Raw genomic sequence first — 21,973 nt, forward strand, 5'->3', positions numbered from 1 at the left:
TGTGTTGTTTTGATATTAATAAATAGTTGCCTTGCAAATTTAGAAATTAATTTTTTGTCAAAACAACATTATGAAAATGCTTAGCTTTAAAGTGAATTAAAAATAACAACCTCTATTTCCTCGTCTTACTTTAGCATTTCGGCTTGAGGTTTTAGTGAAAATTGCGTAATGGACATTTAAGGTTAGAATATTCATACGAGCATCATCCATATAAAACGACACACCTTCTCCTCCATAATTCAAAAAAGGCCGATTGTATCCTTTGGAATCAAGGGTCCAATCATACATAAGGCTAGCCTCAAATCTTTTACTAAACTGAAATTTAACTCCAAATAAAAGATTCATTTTTTTCATGTTGTCACTCATATCTTCACCTCGAACGTCAAACTCATTTCTAGCAATACGCTGATAAGCCGGTCCTGCCATTATTGCTACATTTTTAACAACCTCATAACCCAATAATAGCTCAAAATTAAATTTTTTTAATTTGTAAACTGGAGACGAGTTTGGAAAATCATAGTCTCCTCTAGAGAGATAATACATCAGCTGTGGACGCAGTATAAAACGAGAAAAATTATGCTCAAAAAACACACCGGCCTGGTAGCCTAGCATTGGATTTGGAAAAAAACTTCCTACGCTACCTACTAATTCTCCATTGTTTTCTTGTACAGGATAGTTTAAACCTGCTGAAACACCAATTTTAGTAGTTTGTGAAAATCCAAAAAAAGGCAATATGCCTATCAAAAGAGAATAAAGTATTTTTTTGTAAAACATAATCATGGTAATTTGGGAATCCGAAAGATAGAAACAACTTTAAAAAAAACAACGAGAGTTTTTATTTATTTAGTATCTTTTAACTTTTTATTAGTTTGTTTAGCTAGCTTTTGACCTCAATGGTAATTTATTATTTTGCCACAAGCTTCAACTTAAACTCAAAGATTATTTGTAACTAAATCTAGTAGTGTATGGTATTTTTTTTAGAACTGTAAAAAAATACACGATTTACATAAAACGCTAGTTCTCCATTATCAATTGTGTAACTCCACCATTTAGCCTGAAGATCTCCAGTTAATTCCATTTGGGACTCTTTAAGATCAAAACTGAAGTAAGCTGTATTTCCATTTTTGAAACGGAATACACCCGTACCATCATCATTAAAAAAGTATGTAGATCCCGTAAAATTATTATATAAATTACTTTCTAAATCCTCGACAATTTTGACATCTATTCCATCAATACCCAAAGTATTCAAATGATTAAATTTCCGTTCTTTTTCGTTAACCAACCATGCTCTTTTTGTCGCTAGATCAGGTCCTGAATCTATTATATTTCCATCTTCTGTACAACATAAGAATTAGAAAAAAACAACTTACTAAATATAAGACTTATTCATTTACCCTTATTAAGCACTCCTATTTTTCAATATATTCATGAATCACATAATCTTTATTGGAATTAGTTTCATCATAAAAAACTTTTACTACGTAACCCTGTTCATCATATTCAAAATATGCAGGGTAAGTACCTGTTTCATTAAAATCATAATATCCCGTCAAAGGATTATCTTTTGTAACTATTAGTCCGAAGATATCTAAAATATGACCTAGCTCATACTCGATAACACCTCCATAAGGATCCAATTTTTTATTAGAATCGAAATTAGAATATTCAAAACGGTACCTTCCGTCAGTACTTGAAATTAACTGATTTTTTGAATTCCTAGTAAATACCTGATCTGAAACATTCTCAGGATATTCAGAATTATATTGTTTAGTCGAGTCTATATATTTTTCGGTATGATAAATTTCTATAATTTCATTAAATTTTTCAGACTCAAGAGTAATTAAATTCTTGCTAAAAGAAATATGGTTATAATTAATAAATTCATTCCATTTTGAATCTTTATAATTAGTACTCACAGTTATATTAATAATCCGTTTATCAGAATAACTCACTTTATAACATTCCTTTAACTCCCCAATATATTCTATAGAAATTGAATCGATTTTAGCATCTTCATTATAAAAATATTCAGTAATACCAGTTATAGTATCTTCTGTAAACTCAATTGACTTTTTATATAATTTGTCTACATTTTTTTTTGTAGATAAGTTATCATTATCAGAAGAACAAGAGACTATCAATATAGTCAAGAATAGAAATAGTAATTTATAGTTTCTCATTATAATTTTACCATATTTAATTTATGCTGTATTTCTAAAAAATAAGTATCAAACCTATAATCCAAAATTGTTACTATATAAAAAGACTTTAAAATTCATCCAATAAGGATAAGTGTATAATGAAAAAAAAATATTACTAATCCTATTAAGTGTATTTTTTATGTGTTTTTAATGTAATTGTTTTTTTCATTTTATATTTCCTTTTAAATTTATGCCCTACCTTATTTTCAGGATTGGTCAGGTCAAATTTTATATCGCTATGTTCAAATTCTGTCAGAATACTTTTTATCAGTTCTTTTTTTGATTATGTCGGTTATTTTACTGAGATATTTTCTTCGTTCGCTAATTGCCCATAACGGTTTTGTATAACCTTCATTTACAGGTTAATATGCGTTAATTTTCGGTTTAGCACAGACTTTAGCAATTCCGAGTGGATTTGGACGTAGTCGAATCCGCCGTAATTGCGGTTATACATTGTTAGCATATGTTATTTTGATTCATGATTTGGATAAAAGTTTCATGCAAATAGATACGCCTTAATTCATTTTCTCCGTTTTTATTATAAATTATAATTTCAAATTCCACATCTGGACGGTGATTTTGAAGAGGCCCAGATAACATCTCTGATTCGACTTTTGCGATTGTGTGTAGATATCGAGTTTTTCCACTTAGAACCAAATTTCGAATAACTTGCTTAGCTTGTCCAACAGTTTGGTTGTCGGAATTTAGGAAGTAATCGTATGATTTAATAATTACCTTTTCCATGGACGGGTCATAAGAGAATCCATAAATGCTGTCCTGTGTAATTATTGCGCCATTTTTTATGAAATCATTGGACGTTTGTATTTGTAAGGCTCGCTCTTCCACAAAAACGAGGGAATCATATTGCTGTATATCTATCTTTAAACTTGAAAAAATCTCGGCAATTCTTTTAGATTTTTTTCTATGTCTATCTTTGGCATGATACAGAAGTTCCTCTTCAGGACTTCTCCCACTAGCTAGTTTATAGACTACGTTAGTATCTATAAATTGTTTAACATATTCTTTGTTTTCATAGACCGTCCAATCACTTTTGAATTGTTCGGAATACAGTTCTTTAATACCTTGACCTTGTGCATTGGCAATTGAACTAAAAATTAAAATAAGTAAATAGTATACTATTTTGAATTGAAAAGGAGTAATTTGGTTGTTAATTACATTAGAATAATCTTCAAAGATTGATAATCTAATTTCTTCTTTTTCATTATTAATTTTCTCTAACCTTTCAGCAAAATTGTCTAATTCTTCTTCAGTTAGAGCTCTGGTTTTCTTTAGGTTTAATTTTTCTCCTACAATATTTTTAAATTCTTGATGTTTATCTAAATACTCTTGAGTAAAGTGAGATTTATCAAAAATACCTTTTCTGTTTTCTTTTAAAAATATTTCATTAAAATTACTACTGGAAAAGGATTGGTCTAACATTATTTTTTCTAATTATTTTTTTGATTTCTAATTGTTCTCTTCACTTACTGCCAACATGTTTGTGTAAGAATAGTTGCGTGTGTTAGCACGGAACTTCGCAAGTACACACCAAGTTGGAAATTTTTGTGGAATCTCCAAACTACTCGATAACAAGCAATTACTTATAGCTATTGTTGACAAATCATTATTCTTTCTCTTAATTATATAGAACAATTTCCATTTAACATATCCGCTTCACTAGGATTGTATCCATTATTCGATGCGAAATTATAATCACTAATGAGATCATCTATTTCTGTAATAAGAGTAGTCAAGCCACACAAATCTGTTAGTTGTGTGTTGAATTTTACACTAATTAAACCTCTATTAAAGGTATAATTGGATAACGGGTTTAAGTTCGTGATATTTATATTTTCCCAAATAATTAAAGCGTGATAATTAGCTTGGTTGTCACTAAAAACAATATTTTGAATACCATTTAATTCTGTAAGACCAGAATTTCTTGCTATCTCAAGAGTATGATTTACATTTGTTAAGTTTTCTAAACCTGTTAGGTTAGTTAGCAAAGGGTTATCTGTAATACTTAAAGATGCCGAATAAGTCAAACTAGACAAATGACTCAGATTTTTTAAGCTTTCATTGCCAGCAATAATCAAAGAGGATGTACATGAATTTAAATTGTTTAGGCCATTTAAGGTCTCTAAAACCTCATTGTCTATTATATTTAATTGTCCTACAGAAGTAATATTTTCTAACCCACCTAATGTTAATAAACTGTCATTATTACTTATGTTAAGTGTGTGTGAAACACTATTCAAATTTTGAATTCCAGAAATAGAATTTAAATTTGGATTTAAAACTATCCATAAATAATTTGTTACTGAGTTTAAAGACGAAAGTCCATTTAAATTTAAAAGAGCATCATTATCTGCTATGTAAACTTCATGGACTTGACTGATACTATTAAGACCATTAAGATTAAGTAATTCATCATTATTTTCAATAGTTAACTTAGCATATTCATTTGTTATGTTAATGTTTTCTAGGCCAATAAAATTTGTACAAATAGTATTTCTTATTGAGAGGTCACCATTAACAGTACTTAAACTTGCTAATGGAGAAAGATCTACAACATCTGTTAAATTAATATTTAGAGAGCCGATTCGGAGACTACCATTTATTTGGTTATACCCACCTTCACCAAAAGTTTCAACTGATGGCTGATTATCTAATAATAAATCACCATCGTAAATTTTTATTTGGGTTGTAAAAGAGAAAGCATGGGTAGTTATTTTTCCTGTATTATCAATAGCTTCAATTTTTCCACTGTAACCAGTCAAACCTTTTAACTCTGGAAAAATATTATTTAGTGAATTAGTTCCTTCGACTAAAAGTTCTTCGTCCAAATAAACATTATAAGTTAATGCGTCGCCTTCTGGATCTACAGATTCGGTCCATTCAATTCTAGAAAAAAATGGATCAGTGCTAGTGACTGTTATTTTAAAAGGCGTAGGTGGTTGATTTTCTGTTGTTGTAAACGTAAATAAACTTGAAACGACATTGCCCTCTGGATCTGAGGCAATTATTTCTCCGGAATAACTTGTGTTTTCTAATAAATCTTCAAACGTATAATTGAGTTCAGTTATGTTATCAGATAACTTATTAGAGTTTAAGAATACATCATAAAAAACTGTGCTTCCTTCTGGGTCTACTGATTCTTCCCAAGTAATAGATGCTAATGTTTCAGATAAAGAATTTACTGTTACTTCAAAAGAAGAAGGGGGCTTATTTTCAATTTCATCAATATTAGTGTCAGAGCAACTTGATAAAATTAGAAATAATAAAAATATGTTTAAATACTTTTTAGTTGCTACAATTTCCATTTAAAATTTCTTCTATTGTTGGATTATATAAATTATTATAGATCGAATGACGAGATGAAGCAGTAAAAGTTTGCATTACAGTTTGAAGTGCGCAAAAATCTGACAAGCTACTATTTCCAACAAAATTAACAGCATTCCCAATTTGAGTTAGATTGTCCAAGCCATTCAAACTGGAAAGAGATGTATTATTAAAAAAACTTAAATCACCATATGTTATTTCTGTTAGAGCTCTTAATCCTTGAATATTATTTAATGACGAATTATTAGTAATGTCTAAATCTCCCCCAACTATTGATAGAGAAGAAAATGTGTCAAAATTTTGAATTTGTGTGTTTTTTATAAAAACTCGACCAATTTGTTCAATATTGTTGAAGCCACTAATAGAAGTTAACGAGGTGTTGTCAACAATACTTAAATCCCCAGTTAACTCAGAAACATTACTGAAGGCATTTATTTGAGTTAAAGACCAATTTGCATTTATAAAAATATTATCAACCGAATGTAGACTGTTAAACCCCTCTATGTTACTCAAAGCTATATTATTATTAATTGACAAAATACTACCAACTTGAGTTAAATTATTAATAGAGGATATGTCTTGTAAGTTTCCATTCTGCTCTATTTCTAAATTTCCTAGAACTTCCGATAAATTTTCTAACCCATTCAAGTTTAGTAAATTTTCATTTCTTGTTATTCTGAAACTGTAACCAACATGTTCAATTCCTAAACCAGTTAATGATGTTAGTTCATCCATAAAATTAATGGTGAAATATCCTCTCACTTTTTTTATACTATTTAATGGAGATAAATCATGTACATCTGTAAAAGCGGCGAGAGCATCCATTTCTAAATTTCCAGTTATTTCGATATAGCCCAATGCTCCAAAACTATTAACACCACTTTGAGTTCTCAAACTTACATCACCTTGATAAACGCCATTTAATGTTTCTTCATCAAATACAAGGTTAGTAACATTTCCTGCTTCATCTTTAGCTTGAATCTTTATATTATAAATATTTGCTGCACTCAGGTTTGTAAATAGAAAATATTCCTGCTCGTGATTTGATACTATTAATTGGTTATCCAAATATAAGTCATAGACAACATTTTCATCTTCAGGGTCTATAGCTTCTGTCCAACTTATATCTAACGACACATTACTTGGGGTAACATTAATTAGCTCAAAATCACTTGGGGGCAAATTTTCTGTAGTTGTAAAAGAAAAACTAGCAATAGTTTCATTGCCATTCGGGTCTGATGCAATAACCTGACCATTATATACTGTTGAAGTTAATAAATTTTGGAAATTATAGTTTTTTTTTATAATATTATTAGCTAATTCCTCATTCTCTAGATAAACTGAATATTTTATTATCTCATTCTCAGGATCAAATGACTCGCTCCAACTAATTTCCACATTAATATAGGATGAAGAATTTACCATTACCTCAAAGTCCGAGGGAGAACCATTGATGTTTTCGTTGTTTTCATTTTCACTACAACTTAAGATGATTAATAAAATTAATGAGTAAAGTGTTTTTTTCATATTACCTAACTTCCTTTTATCGACTAATTATTTTTCCATTTGGAAACGTTTAAAAACATAAAGCCGTTAAAATTAACGGCTTTTTTGTTTTAGAATATTTGAATATTCATTGAAATACTACGATTTTCAATGCAATTGATTCAAAATATTTATTCTACGTCAGCCTAGTGCAATTTTAAGTTAAATTCTTCTTAATACAAATCAAATCGACTAATTTAATTTTTATTGCAAAGAGTTAGTTTGTATTCCTTCCTATTCGATTAAATCTTCTTTCTCTAAAATCATACTGTCTCATCTTGCAAGCCTAAACAAGTAAATAGAATAGCTTCAATGGCTGTAAAGCAGGATATCAGCGCACCACTCAAGCGCAAACTGAAATCGGGAAAGCAGTATGATAAACTCATTCCGACGGTAAGTTGTGCAGCTACCGATCTAGGCGAAGGTGACACTTTCCATACGGTAGAAGAAATGCGAGATTGGATTATTGAGTATGCCCGGCAAACAGAAAAACTTGCCCCCCTGCTCTACAGCCATAATTTGCAACAGCTTGCCAATACTATTTATCAGTTTCAATACGATCATATCCAATATACCGCAGACGGTGCTTTGCAACAATTATCCTCTCCGGCTTGTACCTGGCGTAAACGTAAAACCGGTGTAGATTGCAAAAGCTATGCAATTTTTGCGAGTTCCCTCCTTACCAATTTAGGGATCAATCATGCCATTCGGCAAGTACGCCAACCTCATTTTAATCCAGAAAATTGGACACATGTTTACGTGGTTATATTTCAAGATCAAAAACAAAAAAACTATTCAGAAGATGCACCAACGTTTGTTATCGATGCTACACGGCATCACAATCAAGAAGTTAATTATTTAGAAAAATCAGACCTTATGATGTTACAACATGTTGGGCTTAATGCACCTTCTGTATTAAGTGCAGAAAAGCAAAATATTATTGATAATTTTAACCAATTTTGTCAATTCTTATTAGAACAAAAAGTTCCCGTTACAACGGTAAATGCCATTCGTCAAGAGGTACACAAATATACCTCCCAGGGGATAGATCCACAGTTTGCGATCATTACCAATGGTATCAGCATCCAGGGCAAGCCTTTTACCTTTAGATTGGTAGAAGACCGGGCATATCAACAAGGTTTAGGAGTAGTAGTAACGGCTACCGCTTCCCTAACGGCAGGGAAAGCCCTTATGAAAATGCTTCCTTCAGATTTCTTTGGTAGCACTTTCGGGGCCATTTTCGCGAATGGCTTTGATTTAAGTTGTTGGAATGCTTCTTATTCTGAAAGTAAAGCGCAAGCCGATTTATCAATCGATCTTCCTTATCTAATGAATGAGTATTCCGGCTTAGGTGACGGTGTAAGCACTGCAAAATTAAACAAGTTCCTTAATGCGATTGAAGCCTACATCTCGAATGCAAAGCACGGTCAGCAAAGCAAATATGCGAGCTGTACCCGTAAAGGCTATGCCGCGGTAGAAAAAGCCGCAACGGAAGCACGAGACAAAGTTTTAGCCACGATAAAGCAAGCAGGGCTTTCGCTTATACCTACGGGAACCCAGCAGGGATTTTTGGAGACAAAGATGCCCTCATTTGAAGGCCGGACGTGGAATTGGGGCGATGATGCCAACGAGCAATTCACCTACAAGACTTACCGTGTAGAAGGAAACGAAACCTCTACCCCTAATTATGACGATATAGTCACTACCAATCCTGGTAATTCCCAAGGCGGTGGTAGCAATCAAGGCGGCAATAACCAAAATGAAGGCAATCAGGGCGGTGGCGGCCAAGTGCCGGTAGGCTCCGGAGGTGGTAATGCAAAACAGGCCGGTATGGGGTGGGTAGCCGCTTTAGCACTTGCAGGCGTAGCCGTGCCAATGCTAATGAAAAACAACCTAATCACACCTTCAAAATCTAAAAAGTAATGAAGCTGGGTATCATCACATCATTAATCCGTTCGATAAATCTGGAAAGCTCGAAAACTAATTTTCATAATGTCCTGGCACAACAACTATTAGCGGTGCAATGCCAGGAAAAAGAAAATTTAGATAGCCATGTGCATAATGATCTAGAAGAATGGTTTAATTCCACATTTACCCCGTTTTTTGAACACCGTTGCAACGGTGGAAGACACCAATTTTCTAATCCGTGATCTTAGTTTTGCTAAAGCCTATTATAAAAGTAAAGCCAATACAGCATTAAGTAGCTCAATTGGTGATGTAGAACTTGCCAAGTGCGATATACTGCGAATGCTAATTGAAGTGATAGAAAAAGCAATACGTAAAACCTTATCTAATAAAGGGCTTGAAGTTTCTTTTATAATAAAACAAACGCTAGTTAGCGATGTGAGCATTGAAGAAATTGAACCTTATAACTGGCCATCAGATGAAACTCTTATTACTCATGTATGGTATCAAAACAAAGCTGTTGCAACGGTTTCAGGCAATGCCCCAGAAGTTAGTAATCCTGTAGTCCAAAACCCTAATCCAAGTCAAAAAAGTTGGGTTGATCGAAACTTTAAAAAAATTGCATTGGCCACAATGGTTATCAACCTTATTAAAAAATAAAAATCAGCATCAACATCAACACAAATTAGTAATCAAATTTAAAATCCATTTTAAAAATGAAAATTGGAAAAATCTCTTTAGCAAACATCAGCAATGAAACCGTTAGTTTCGGTGGTGCTGTTCTTGGTGGTGCTGTTTCCGATGGTGTTATGGCCATTGTTCCGGCCGACCAGAAAACTGTAGCTCGCTACGGAATGACAGGTGGTGACGTAGTCTTAGCTTCACTGGTCAAAGGAAAAGACAGTATTTCACAAATCGTAAAAATGGCCGGTATCGGTATTGCTGTAAAACAAGGTCTGGCGGTAATCCGTGATTTTGCGGAAGGCCAAATAAGCGTCGATGAAAATTCATTAGCCTCAAAATTTGTAGGTGGTGCAGTAGGTCTCGCATGCCCTTGCGAATATGAAAATGGTAATTACAGCAAATTAAGTGCTGCTCCGGCTATCAATTTCGACCCTGTCATTCCTCCGGCAGATCGGGCCATTACATCAGCAGCAAGTGTCTATTAAAATAAACATTCTTTAAACATTCATCATTACTCATTAAGTCATTTATCAAATTAAAAAACGAATACAACATGCAATCTATTCACAGTAATCACCCAAAATACCTTTCTGCTTTAGCTCATTTACAAGATAGTAAAAACAAATTATCTAATGCGCTTCAATCAGCCGTTGAAAACCATGAAATTCGGTTATTAAAACATACGGCTTACGTCAGAAAAGATGCAACCGGAGCTTCTTCAACCTATCCATTTATCGATGAAAACACCAAGAAATTAGGTGGTATTTCAACTATGAATGGAAATGCGCTTCCTCAAAATATGGCCGTAGTAGCCGATGCTATTGCAATTGCCATTGGCGAAGGGGCCGCCGGAGAAGAAGGAAAAGTAACATACTCGACTGCGATACCGGCAGCACTTCGAAATGCAAATTTTGTGTTAAAACAGAACGGCCGTGAAATCTTGGATATTCCGGTATCAGATTTAATTCCGGCTGAAATGCCTACCAAACAAGAAGACCTTTTCCATGATTTAGAAGCCTTTATTCTATTGGCCGATGAAGCTACGATGTCTTGGGACTTTGTATTCCCGAATGGGGCTGTATTAGAGCCTTCAGTAGAGGGTAAAAAAGTATTTGTAGAAGTACGCATCAAAGGCTATAAAACGCTTAGAAATAACATATAACATAGTTGGCTGGTTAGTTTAATCCAAAAGCCCTACTTCTAAATTAGTAGGTAGGGCTTTTTTAAAAGTAATAGCATGTCTCAAAATACAAAATGGCGTAAACAAACGCTTACCCTACAAACCGATTCAAATTTTGCGCAAAGTACAATCAATATCCCTCCCGGGAAACGTGTTTTTGCCGCAGCAGCGACCTCGCGAACCGTAAACCAAATTATCAATTTGGGATTAGATGAGAACGGTTCGGAAATAGAACCTGAAATGGATTTAAGTTTCTGGAAAAAGACCAATTCTGTAAAATTCTTAGATGGTTTTAAGCCACTAGATTATAAAGGGGGGAGTACCCTAACAATTAAAGCAACAGCAACTACGAACCTAACCGAGCCATTGCAAATACAAGTAGTATTTGCCATTCTTGAAAATAACAGCTCATGCAATTAGGCAAATTAACATTTACGCTAATTGAAGAAGATGCCCCGGACTTCTCATTAGATCATAAAGTAGAGCCAACCTTTTACAATTTTGGCACTACCGATGTAATTGTAATGCAAGCTCGCATTAAACCGGGAGAATGTTTTCAAGCCGGAGCAACCGGATTTGAAATGACCGGAACTATTCCTGTTCGATTTGTAGGAACTGGAAAAAAGGACTGTAAATGCTATTACGTAGTCCCTCAAAACCAATGTTAATATATTATGGCAACGCAAAGTTTAGACAAAATTATAGAGTGGCTTAAAAACGATCCGTTACATCGTTGGGAAGTGTATAACATCGATCAAGATTCCGTGATCGATAAATGTCTTTCCTATCAAGAACTTATTGATCGCTATACTTCTCCTATGGATTATTTCAAAGAATTGTTACATCAAGGCGTAACCAATGTACAATTGCAACGAAAGCGTAAAAACGGTTCTTCCCAAAGAAAAATAGGTTGTGGATTAAATTATGCGTTGTCTAAAAGCTCTAAAAATAACGTTGATGCAAGTGGTAGTACGGCACGCCCTGCTGCCACACATCAACAATTTCAAGGATTAGGTAATCCGGGAACCGGGCTTGGTTTTTCGGAAACAATGGATATTTACACCAAAGCACATCAGTTTGACACTCTATCATCTCAATACGAGGAACTTAAAACCGAACACAGAACGCTTCAAGATAAGCTAGAGAAGTACAAAGAAGATTCTATTCGCCATGAAATTGAGAAAAAAAGCAAACCTTCAGTAGCAGATACACTAATTGAGAGCTTGGCTAAAAATCCGGAAATGATAACCGGTATTATCGCTTCATTAAAACCGGCAACTACTTCTGGCTTACATGCACCGGCCCCTCAAAAAAAGCTTAGCGACAACAAACAATATCTAACTGATATGATCGCAATGGACAATGTTCCGGACGATTTGTCGAATGCTGCTTCGCATATTATTGCACAAGGACTTGCTGAAAACAAGGACTTTATTAATGACTATTTAGAATTACTTAAAAAATACGAACTCATTTAATTTTTACTTTATGGCCGCATCAACAGTTATAGTTACAGCTTCTAATCAACAAGAAGCTGATGCAAAACGAAAATCACTGAATAAACTGGCGCAACTTTCTATAACACATTTAGAAAAGCTCGAAGAGTTAGCTAGAAATCCAAAGGCTATCAATGCATTAGATAAAAAATGGCATTTGATAAAAATGGCCTTATAAAATTAATCATGTATGATCCCGCTTCCTTCTGAAAATGTAACTAAATATATTTACCCTGCTATTGGCATAGTCGCCATTGGTGGATTAATTTATATTGGGAATCGCATTCTTACAAAGGATGAAATTCCAAAACTGAAAAAAAATCCGAGTGTTCCGGATTCCAGTTTATCGAGCGTAGAAGCTCAAGCTATTACCGAAACACTTTATATTGCCATGCAATCCGCATTTGCAGCGAATGACAAGGAAACTAAAACCATCTTAAATACCCTTAATGGACTCACTCAAAATGATTTTGTAAAAGTATATGATGCTTTTGGGGCTAGGCAATATAGCTTGTTCTGGAAAAACGTAGGTGATCCTTTTACCAGTGACGATCATAGCTTGCTAACTTGGCTTAGCAACGAGTTGTCTGAGGAAAACTTCAGAAAGATTTCTCAAATTATACCCGAAGCTTTACAGTATCAAAAAACAGCTTAATATGTTAGTCCGAGTTCTTATTGTTAGCGATACAAATGGAAACCCTATTGAGGGTGCAAAAGCGGAAACATGGAATGAAGGGAACGGAGTATTATATACTAAATTTAGTGATGCTACCGGACGGGTATCAATAGGAGGACAACCCAATGATCGCCTAACAATTTCTCACCCGAATTTCGGAAAACAGAACTATAGGTTAAAATCTGTTAGACCTAAAATAATTCTTGAAAAATTTACGATGCACAAAACATTCGTCATAAAAAATATAGATGGGCAACCAGTTAAAAATGCTCATGTTCGAACATCTACTACCAATGGAGCCGTGACAAATGCCAATGGTGTAGCTACTCTAAGTGTCGAATTACAAGATACAGTTACCATTTCGCACCTTTCATACGCTACTGTTACTAAAACTATTGGCGAAAATACGCCCGATCAACTTAACATAACGCTACAAACCAAAATAAATGAACTACCGGATGTAGTCATTGGAAAAAAGAAAAAAACAGTCTGGTTAAAACCGATTGGTATTGGTCTGGCATTTCTATTACTAGTAGCAACGGCTAATAAACCTAAAAAAATTGCCCTATAATGGCACAGCTTCGAAACTATAAACCATTATTAGCCTACGATTTTGGAACGTTAGGACTTCATGCTTCTTTTGAAGCTTATTCCCCTATGTTACAACAAGTAGAAGGCGGCTACCAAAACAACCGACATGATCCAGGAAATAAAAATTCTCTTGGCGAGTATGTAGGTACTAATCATGGAATTTCGGCTCGTTGGTACGAAAATATTTTAGGCTACCCACCTTCTAAAGCCGATATGCTAGCCATCACAAAATCCTATGCTAAGCAATTATTTTTAAAATACTTCTGGCAACAAAATCAAGGGGATCGAATTTTAAGTCAGGCTATAGCCAATACTATTATCGATCACGAAGTAAATGCCGGTAACGGGGTGCAATTGGCCCAACGTTGTTTAAACGATCATTTTGGCTATCATTTAGATGATGATGATGTAATGGGCAACGAAACCCTTACTGCAATTAATAGCGTTAATCCAACCAAGTTTGTTAGGCTTTATAACGAGTACCGAAAAAAGCATTATCAAAATCTTTCTAATTCCCCTGAATTTCTTTCAGGATGGCTTAAACGCTTACAAAAATTCGCAGTTTCTAACCCTTCATTTTCTATTGGAAGTGTATTAGTTGTAGCCACTATTGGCTATTTCATATACCAAGGTTTAACCCAACAAAATATATAATTTAAGCATGGCAGTAGGAAAAGTAATCGATCGTGTAGGATGGGGAAACTCTGGGGATATCAATATTCCTGACAGCCTACTTGAAGATATCGAAAATCTAAAAAAAACAGATAATAAAACTATTGCACTTGGCAATATTGGCAATACTTTGGTTGAAAAAGCTTTTAATACTAAAGCCTTAGAACATTTTCAAGCTTATAGTGAAGGCTTTCATATACCGGCTACTGGTTATGTAAAAGTTACTGCTACCCAAAATGAAAAGCCGGTTATTTGGCTTTTTACTGGTAAAAGTGGGCATTACGAAGGGAATCTGCTAAAAGCTGATGCCAATGATTTCACAAGAGTTAGTTTTGATGGAGAAGTAGACTTAAAAGCCATTAAAGATGCACTTGGCGATCAACCAGTATTAGCAGGTGGGAATTTGACAGATACAGCTAAAACGTTAAGGGATGATGTAAACATTAAACCTACAATAGTCTCTACTGTAAACGTTCTCAAATCTTATTCTGGTACCGTAAAACAAGGTCAGTTATTTCAAACAATCGGATTTTCAGACACAGTTGATATAGGAGGAGCTAACTATGTTTATAACCAAAATCTTAATAGTTTCGATGAAATTACAACTTTTAAGTCAAATAATTTAGCTGGAGGTTTTTCATTAAAAATAAATGAAAAATTTCTAAATGTTGCTCAGCTTGGTGCTAACGGACAGAATGATGCAGATATAATAGAAAGAGCAATTGCTGTATCTGGAGGTAATATATATGTACCTATCGATATACATATTGAAAGGCAGATAAATGTGACTACTTCTTTTAGGGTTTTGTGTTACGGAGATATCAAAGATGGTGGATTAAATAATAAAATTTTTAATTTCGAGCCAGAGGACGGAGATGATAATGAAACTATTGATATTAAAGTTGAAGGATTCTCAAAATTTAAAGATTCTTCTTCACCTTTTTATGTTTCTAGAAATGTTAATTTAGTTTCATTTTCTAACTTAAATTTTGATGCCTGTTTGAATGGCATCACCTTCGTTAATCAAACCGGAGAAAGCTATTTTGGTAAAAGATTTAGAATGACTAATTGCTATTTTTCTAATTCTGAAAACGGCTTATACTCCTTCATGTATGATTGGGATAATGTAGAAGTTTTAGGCGGTGGTGCAGATAACATGTCTACAGATGGATCTATTGAGTTAAATAATAGATCACACCCAATGAGTAAGGGAGATATTAATGGTATATACATTAGAAATACCACAAAAGATAATATGAATGTAAGCATCTTAGGCTTTCATGCTAAAAATATTATCAATACAACTCCAGCAGCTACTTATACGGAAACTCATGGTATAGCAGTAGCTCTATCTGACGATACTCAAACAGATGTGATAATTGCCAACTGTAATGTAAAAAATATTACAGGAGAAAGATTAGATGGAGTAGAAGGAATTATGGGGCGAGGTCGAAGAGTAATACTCGACGTTCTTACAGCTCTTGATGCAGGAGGTACAGAAGGTTGTATATATTGCAAGGGGTCAAGATATCACAAAGTTTCAAATACCACTATAGAGGTATCTTCAGATAATCCAAGAAGGCATCTTATTAGAGGGTTTATTTCAACAGGATCAAACTGCGATATTAACAGTGTTAAATTGATAAACCTACGTTATGGTATTTATTTAAGATCACCAAAATCATCTATTTCTGATGTAGATTGGATAAATGTAGACACTGGAGTTCAATTGCAAATAGAAGACGGTGTTCAACATGAATTTACAAAAATATTAGGAGGAACTTGCGATGGTCATGCTGCTACAGATTTCTTATATCAAGGAGCCGTAGCTAATGGAGCAAGTTACGGAGAGATTACAATAGATAATCTCAAATTTAAAGGAAATAGAATTGCTGTTTTAACTCAATGTGAAAGTGTTTCTATAAGTAATAAATGTAGTATAGACAGACATGAAAATGCTGCATCAAGAGATCTTATAGAATTTGGGGGTGGACTTATTGGAGAATTAGAATTTAGTCTTAACAGAGTTAAAAATTTTCAAAGAGTTGGAGGTGACGGAAGAATTTTAACAGGGAACGATAATACACCTAAAATTAAATTTATTGGAAACACCAAGATAAAAAACGGTCATTCAGCATTGAGATTAAGGGATAGATCAAATCCTTATGAGCAAATTATTATAAAAGATAATAACTTCGATGAAAGTGTTGATTATCCAATTTTTGGAGACTACAATGTAAACTATACAGTTAGTGGAGATTACATTGTTAAAGATAATATAGGTTTAAAAGATGCAGATAGAATAAAAGAAATTAAGTTAAGTGATATATTATCAGGCAATTATACAATAAAGCCAGAAGATAGAAATATGTTTCTTCTATTTACAGTTGTAGTTAATAATGTAATTTTTAATTCAACGAGCGGTGTTTATAAAGGTGCGGAATATCAAGGTAAATTTGCTGCCAGTGAAGCAACTATTATTGGAAATGATGCATTAACTCTTGAATATCCGAACACGTTAACTGCAGTATACGCTCAGAAAGGTGTTTTTGGAATAAAAGCGGAAAGTTCAACAGTTCTTGCTTTAGCAGGTCACCAAAAAACTGTATAATATGTGGCAAGCAATATTAGCAAGCAGCTTAGGATTTGGAAGTGACTGGATGGTTTTTGCAGAAACAAATTCTGTACAATCTGCTTGGGCGTTTGATCGGTTTAGAATAGGCGGCATTAACCCTGAAGCTCAAATTGCTGTATTTGAAGATTCAGAAATGATAGCAGAAGATTTTGGTATAGTAAATAATCAATATGGTGATTTCCCAACTATTAATCATTCTGCTAAAGATAAAGCTCTCGACATTCAATCATTTGCCCCTTCAGGAGAGTCTGAACACACATTTACTTTTGATCTTTCTGGAACTTCGGGAAAGAAGTATATAGTCATAAAAAAAGCTTCAGGTGTTTGTTATCAAATGTATGCTTATCCAACAGGATATAGTGCTACTCGTAATAAAAACGCGGAGCTTACAAAATTTTATGCAGCAGCTCTTGGAGATGTTCGAGAATGGAATAATTCAATTGGCCGTATTAGATTAGACAACCAAATTATGGAGGATAACCCTTTCGGTAATTGGATAAAATCTCATGCAAAAGAAATGCGCTTAGACAATACTACATTCGCTGCCGGAGAACATGTAAACACTGCTTTAGATGTTTTAGACGCAAGTGAAGAAACTAACGGAGAATTCACATTTACCGGACTAACACATTCCAATCAACCAGCTTTTGATAGTTTAATAAATAAAATGTGGACATTAACTTAAATCAATAATTTCATCAATCATGCAAACATCAATCATCAAATTTATCGAAAAAAGAACTTGGTATCTTCAACTATTATTAGGGACTATCATTGCTATTTTAACGCTAGTATTTACGTCATTTTTACAAGGGCATAACTTATTAGCTTTAGTTATTGTGGGCCTTTTAGCTACCATTAAAGAACAATATTTGGAGCATAAAACCGGAGAAGCCTTTCATTGGCGAAACTTCATGCTATTACTGATACCTGTGGTTTTTGGCTATGTTATCCTACACTGGCAATAGCTCCTTTCTACCGCTATTCTATTTCTTGTTTCAAGTAATCCCTTAACCAATTCGTTATGTACCTATTCTCAATAGATATAGGAGAACTCATTCCTGTTCTCAATATCAAACAAGTGTCTTTAGTAGGTGTTCTACTACTTGTCATTGTCTATTTACTCAAAGAAAAATCAGCACTCAAAAAGGAAATCGAAGGAAAAAATACCAAAATCGATGAAATCGCTCTGAAATACTATAACCTTCTGAAAGATGGAAAAGCCGATGCCGGGCAAATGGTTACCCGATATGAAAATCTACTCCAAGAAGTATTACGATTAAAAATTGTTCCCCATGGAAAATCAAAAACTGAAAAACCAAGAGAATAAATTCAAAAGGCTAAAAGATAAATTTCAACAACGCCTAAACTATTTAGATCAAAAAGTGATACAACATTTTAATAATCAAAATCATGCGCCTTCTTAGCTACATAAAAACGTCTTTTCTGTATTGGATAGTGATTATAGTATTAAGTGTATTGCTAATAACCGATAGTTGTTGCCATACTCAACAAATAACAACACAAACTACTTCGGTAGAGACAGATACCATTAAACAAATTGATAGCGCTAGCAATTCAGCAATTAAAAATCGAGAGCTTGAAATCGTTGATGTGGTTGAATATAAGGACAGTATAAAAGTCATTCCGAAAGATAGTATAACTTCCGAAAAACCGATGAAAAAAGTATATCGATATCAAGATACGACACATTTCGATCAGGCTATTGTGTATAGTGAAATTCTCTCGGAAGGGCGAATACTGAAGCTTGATTTAAAAACGGCAATTAATCATTTACAAACCACTATTACCCAAACAAAAACGATAAGAGAACCGGTTAAGGGCTTCTTTCTAAAACCCAATATTGATTTTGTTCCCGGTTCAATACGCTCGTTCGGTACTGATATTGTTTTTATTAAAGGAAAAATTGGGGCTTCAGCCGGAATAGCGTATGCCCTTTATCACCCTGAAAATCCGATACATTTTAACCTTGGTATTCTCATAAAACTTTAATTATGGCATTCAAAAATTTACTTACCATTGGCGGAATTGCACTAGCTGCATCTTGGTATTTTGGAAAAGATAAAATTAAAAATCTAGCTCAATCTGTTCAGGGAATCGATTTTAATCTAAAATCGTTGCACAACCTAAATTTTGATGGGAATGGAGGGGCTACGTTAAAAGCAGATGTAGAAATAGTTAATCCTTCTCCTATTGACCTCTCTATCCCAGGAAATCTTATCAATATTAAACAAATTGATTTTTTTACCAAAAGTGGAAAACGTTTAGGGACGGCCTATACCAATTTAAACAATATTACTATACCGGCAAATGGCACAAAAACACTACAAAACATACCGGTACAAATTGCCATTTCACAAGCTTTTAGCAACATTAATGAAATACTAGATATAGCCGGAAATACTGGAAATTTAAAAATTGTACCTACTGTACAAGCATTTGGGAAAGAATTTACAATCGGATAATAAATAAATTTATGAACGTCGTACAAGCTTTTAACAATCTTCATGGAACTATTGCAACCAGAGAAGATTTAATTCATATCGCCAACCTAGCTACCGAGCAAGAACAGCAAGTAATAGCTACTAAAATAAATCAGCTTTTAACTACAGATCAAAGCGATAAATTTAAAATTACAATAAGTAAGTTTGCTTTTGAAAGCATTCCCGAAGAATGGCTTCTCACTCTCGATAAAGATATACCTCAAGAAGAATGTAAAGGTCTTTCCAAAGCAGTAAGTCCTGATGATATTTATCAGATGATAACCGACACGATGATTAGTAAAATCAACAAGGCCAGTGGAGAAAGTTATCAAACAAAATGGAAAAAAGAAGGTTATCTGATTCCTTTCAGTTTTGAAACAAAAAAACCTTATAGAGGCATAAATATGGCCATGCTATCCGATTTTGGTAATAAAAGTTTTCAAAATCCATTTTTTTTAACTTTTAACCAAATAGAGAAAAATAAAGGAAAACTAAAAAAAGGTGCAAAAGGAGAAAAAGTTATCTACTTTACTCAACTTTATAAATATCAGCAGGCTGAACCGGAATTAGAATTTGGCACTTATAGCAGAAGTAAAATGATAGCTTGGCTTAAAAAAAATAGAAAGCAGATTGAATTACTCAAAAATTTTAGTCCAGAAAATATAACGGATCAAAATGCTATACCTATTTTGAAATATTATAATGTATTTAATGGAAATGATATTGAAAACATTGATTTTGATTTGAAGAATTTCAAAATTGGCTATTATAATAACGGAATTAAAGGAAATAATGATTCCCGCTTAGAAATCGCTGATGCCATTTTTAAAAATTACCCTACACCTTCTCCAAAATTAAAAAATGAATCAGGTAGAGCATATTATAATTTCGTTGATGATTTTATTAGTTTACCTGCATTTGCAGATTTTGAAACAAGTTTAGATTATTACCGGACACTTTTCCATGAAATGACACATTCAACCGGATCTGAAAACCGATTAGATAGAAAAATTAAAAACAAATTTGGATCTAAAGCTTACGCTAAAGAAGAATTAATTGCTGAATTTGGAGCTGTATTTTTAAGCGCTCAAGCAGGTATAATTTGGAGAAATCAAAACAATCATGCCGAATACATTAAAAACTGGCAAAACGCACTAAAACATTTAGAAAAAGATAATCGATTATTAATGAGAGTAGCTAGTGCAGCGCAAAAATCGACTGATTTTATATTGAATTATGATAATAATGAGATTCCAAAATTTCAGAAAGAATTGGAAAAAACAAATTCAAATTCACCAAAAAAAAATAAAGAAAACCAACAAAAACAATTATCCTTATTTGAAGGGTTGAACGGAGCTCCAAATTTCACTACTGCAAAAGAAGCTAGACAATACCTAAAAAAGATTTTTGACAATAAAGATGTTCTAGAACAAATATTCCCAAAAGCATTAAAAGCTAATGGAAGATTGAAAAAAGGGTATATGTATGCTAAAGGTGGGGAAATTGTTAAAGTAAATGATTCAAAAAAACAATCTGTAAATTATAATTACGGATTAATGAAACCCGAATATTCACAAGTTGAGGAATTAGCTGTTTTAGACGATTTTGAACCCGATGTTGTTGAAGCTCAGCAAACCATAGAGCAATCTGGCCATACTAATAATACCGTTTCTACGGTGCATGAGGCTAAAGTTATTGAACGACAAGAACCTACACCGGAACTACCAAAGCTGCCAAGTCAAAATAATAATAAAATTCGCAATATGGTCGATAAAAGTGAGCGTACTTTTGAGTTTTATAATGTATCTGGTGAAACCGGTAAATTTTTGCAACGAGTAGAGCAAAAACCAAAAGGAAGTGTTGACATTACTTTGAGCGCACCCAAAGGAGCCGGTAAAACTACATTGATGTATCAAATGATGAATGATTTTGCAGCCGGTAAAAACCCTTCATTATTTGTAAGTCTGGAAGAAGATCCGGAAAGTGTTTTAGCTGAAGACAAGCGAGTAAAATATATTGATGATGCAAATAAACCGTACATTGATGAAGTAGGCGAAATAAAAAGTAAACAAGAACTTTACGATCTTATTGAACAATATGATATCATCTTTATCGATTCTTGGCAAAAACTTGTTCGTAAAAAATTCAATATTGAATTTGATGAAGGATTAAGAAAACGTTTTGATGGTAAAGTGTTTATTGTGATCTTCCAAGAAACCGTAGACGGTCGAGTAAAAGGTGGTGCCGATATTGAATTTGATGGTGATATCATAACTAAAGTACATAAGGGAGAAACCTTTGCTGAAAATTATGCGTGGTTTGATAAGAACCGCTACACCACGGTTCCAATACATACGCTTAGGTATATGATAGCCGATCAAAAATGTATTAGCGAAGCAGAGGAACAAATCTTAATGAAACAAATCCCGGACAATGTTCCGGAGCAATCAAACAGTAGTAGCTTATCCAATATAGGTATTGTTGCAACCGCATTCTAAAGTAAAGGCCTAGTTAATTTTACTAGGCTTTTTTATTTTCC

At 33.6% G+C, this 21,973-nt stretch carries 24 protein-coding genes; 18 read left to right on the forward strand and 6 right to left on the reverse strand.

Annotated features, from left to right (window positions below; genetic code table 11):
* Window positions 1-96: 96 nt before the first annotated feature.
* The 6 genes from ACN0WI_RS03945 to ACN0WI_RS03970 all read right to left on the reverse strand — a co-directional run bounded on the left by ACN0WI_RS03945 (window position 97) and on the right by ACN0WI_RS03970 (window position 7,073).
* Window positions 97-774: a hypothetical protein gene (locus ACN0WI_RS03945; protein ID WP_417885324.1), complete on the reverse strand. Its 678-nt coding sequence runs from the start codon at window positions 772-774 to the stop codon at window positions 97-99.
* Window positions 775-955: 181 nt separating this feature from the next.
* Window positions 956-1,285 carry a hypothetical protein gene (locus ACN0WI_RS03950; RefSeq protein ID WP_417885325.1) on the reverse strand — a complete coding sequence of 110 codons (330 nt, stop codon included), beginning with the start codon at window positions 1,283-1,285 and terminating at the stop codon, window positions 956-958.
* A gap of 127 nt (window positions 1,286-1,412) precedes the next feature.
* Window positions 1,413-2,183, reverse strand: a complete 771-nt coding sequence (locus ACN0WI_RS03955; RefSeq protein WP_417885326.1) for a hypothetical protein — start codon at window positions 2,181-2,183, stop codon at window positions 1,413-1,415.
* A 477-nt stretch (window positions 2,184-2,660) separates the two neighbouring features.
* Window positions 2,661-3,644, reverse strand: coding sequence for a hypothetical protein (locus ACN0WI_RS03960; protein WP_417885327.1), 984 nt, complete (start codon window positions 3,642-3,644; stop codon window positions 2,661-2,663).
* A gap of 200 nt (window positions 3,645-3,844) precedes the next feature.
* Entirely contained in the window at window positions 3,845-5,527 is a 1,683-nt protein-coding gene (locus ACN0WI_RS03965) for a hypothetical protein (RefSeq protein WP_417885328.1), read from the reverse strand.
* The gene (locus ACN0WI_RS03970) at window positions 5,508-7,073 is read right to left on the reverse strand and encodes a fibronectin type III domain-containing protein (protein WP_417885329.1); all 1,566 of its coding nucleotides are present in this window, start codon (window positions 7,071-7,073) and stop codon (window positions 5,508-5,510) included. Before ACN0WI_RS03970 ends, ACN0WI_RS03965 begins: the two co-directional genes overlap by 20 nt.
* 468 nt (window positions 7,074-7,541) lie before the next feature.
* Between ACN0WI_RS03970 and ACN0WI_RS03975 the strand changes: the two genes are divergently transcribed.
* From ACN0WI_RS03975 to ACN0WI_RS04060, 18 genes are all read left to right on the forward strand, one after another.
* Window positions 7,542-9,014: a hypothetical protein gene (locus ACN0WI_RS03975; protein WP_417885330.1), complete on the forward strand. Its 1,473-nt coding sequence runs from the start codon at window positions 7,542-7,544 to the stop codon at window positions 9,012-9,014.
* Between the two features lie 180 nt (window positions 9,015-9,194).
* On the forward strand, window positions 9,195-9,656 hold the full coding sequence (locus ACN0WI_RS03980) for a hypothetical protein (RefSeq protein WP_417885331.1): 462 nt from the start codon (window positions 9,195-9,197) through the stop codon (window positions 9,654-9,656).
* Between the two features lie 56 nt (window positions 9,657-9,712).
* Window positions 9,713-10,165: a hypothetical protein gene (locus ACN0WI_RS03985; protein WP_417885332.1), complete on the forward strand. Its 453-nt coding sequence runs from the start codon at window positions 9,713-9,715 to the stop codon at window positions 10,163-10,165.
* Between the two features lie 68 nt (window positions 10,166-10,233).
* Window positions 10,234-10,842, forward strand: coding sequence for a hypothetical protein (locus ACN0WI_RS03990; protein ID WP_417885333.1), 609 nt, complete (start codon window positions 10,234-10,236; stop codon window positions 10,840-10,842).
* A 75-nt stretch (window positions 10,843-10,917) separates the two neighbouring features.
* Window positions 10,918-11,280 carry a hypothetical protein gene (locus tag ACN0WI_RS03995; protein WP_417885334.1) on the forward strand — a complete coding sequence of 121 codons (363 nt, stop codon included), beginning with the start codon at window positions 10,918-10,920 and terminating at the stop codon, window positions 11,278-11,280.
* Window positions 11,271-11,528 carry a hypothetical protein gene (locus tag ACN0WI_RS04000; protein WP_417885335.1) on the forward strand — a complete coding sequence of 86 codons (258 nt, stop codon included), beginning with the start codon at window positions 11,271-11,273 and terminating at the stop codon, window positions 11,526-11,528. Before ACN0WI_RS03995 ends, ACN0WI_RS04000 begins: the two co-directional genes overlap by 10 nt.
* Window positions 11,529-11,534: 6 nt before the next feature.
* The gene (locus ACN0WI_RS04005; protein WP_417885336.1) at window positions 11,535-12,338 is read left to right on the forward strand and encodes a hypothetical protein; all 804 of its coding nucleotides are present in this window, start codon (window positions 11,535-11,537) and stop codon (window positions 12,336-12,338) included.
* Between the two features lie 10 nt (window positions 12,339-12,348).
* On the forward strand, window positions 12,349-12,534 hold the full coding sequence (locus tag ACN0WI_RS04010; protein WP_417885337.1) for a hypothetical protein: 186 nt from the start codon (window positions 12,349-12,351) through the stop codon (window positions 12,532-12,534).
* Window positions 12,535-12,546: 12 nt separating this feature from the next.
* On the forward strand, window positions 12,547-13,011 hold the full coding sequence (locus ACN0WI_RS04015; RefSeq protein ID WP_417885338.1) for a hypothetical protein: 465 nt from the start codon (window positions 12,547-12,549) through the stop codon (window positions 13,009-13,011).
* 1 nt (window position 13,012) lies between these two features.
* On the forward strand, window positions 13,013-13,603 hold the full coding sequence (locus ACN0WI_RS04020) for a carboxypeptidase regulatory-like domain-containing protein (protein ID WP_417885339.1): 591 nt from the start codon (window positions 13,013-13,015) through the stop codon (window positions 13,601-13,603).
* Window positions 13,603-14,277, forward strand: coding sequence for a glycoside hydrolase family 108 protein (locus ACN0WI_RS04025; protein ID WP_417885340.1), 675 nt, complete (start codon window positions 13,603-13,605; stop codon window positions 14,275-14,277). Before ACN0WI_RS04020 ends, ACN0WI_RS04025 begins: the two co-directional genes overlap by 1 nt.
* A gap of 7 nt (window positions 14,278-14,284) precedes the next feature.
* Window positions 14,285-16,906, forward strand: coding sequence for a hypothetical protein (locus ACN0WI_RS04030; RefSeq protein WP_417885341.1), 2,622 nt, complete (start codon window positions 14,285-14,287; stop codon window positions 16,904-16,906).
* A gap of 1 nt (window position 16,907) precedes the next feature.
* Window positions 16,908-17,615: a hypothetical protein gene (locus tag ACN0WI_RS04035; protein ID WP_417885342.1), complete on the forward strand. Its 708-nt coding sequence runs from the start codon at window positions 16,908-16,910 to the stop codon at window positions 17,613-17,615.
* Between the two features lie 19 nt (window positions 17,616-17,634).
* On the forward strand, window positions 17,635-17,898 hold the full coding sequence (locus ACN0WI_RS04040; protein WP_417885343.1) for a hypothetical protein: 264 nt from the start codon (window positions 17,635-17,637) through the stop codon (window positions 17,896-17,898).
* A gap of 56 nt (window positions 17,899-17,954) precedes the next feature.
* Window positions 17,955-18,260, forward strand: a complete 306-nt coding sequence (locus tag ACN0WI_RS04045; protein ID WP_417885344.1) for a hypothetical protein — start codon at window positions 17,955-17,957, stop codon at window positions 18,258-18,260.
* Between the two features lie 83 nt (window positions 18,261-18,343).
* Window positions 18,344-18,943: a hypothetical protein gene (locus tag ACN0WI_RS04050; RefSeq protein WP_417885345.1), complete on the forward strand. Its 600-nt coding sequence runs from the start codon at window positions 18,344-18,346 to the stop codon at window positions 18,941-18,943.
* Between the two features lie 2 nt (window positions 18,944-18,945).
* Window positions 18,946-19,416, forward strand: coding sequence for a hypothetical protein (locus ACN0WI_RS04055; protein WP_417885346.1), 471 nt, complete (start codon window positions 18,946-18,948; stop codon window positions 19,414-19,416).
* An 11-nt stretch (window positions 19,417-19,427) separates the two neighbouring features.
* A complete protein-coding gene (locus tag ACN0WI_RS04060) occupies window positions 19,428-21,932 on the forward strand; it encodes a zincin-like metallopeptidase domain-containing protein (RefSeq protein ID WP_417885347.1) in 2,505 nt (834 codons plus the stop codon).
* Window positions 21,933-21,973: the final 41 nt, after the last annotated feature.

Origin of the sequence: Zunongwangia sp. (genome assembly GCF_048269745.1) — a bacterium.
Classification (GTDB): Bacteria; Bacteroidota; Bacteroidia; order Flavobacteriales; family Flavobacteriaceae; genus Zunongwangia.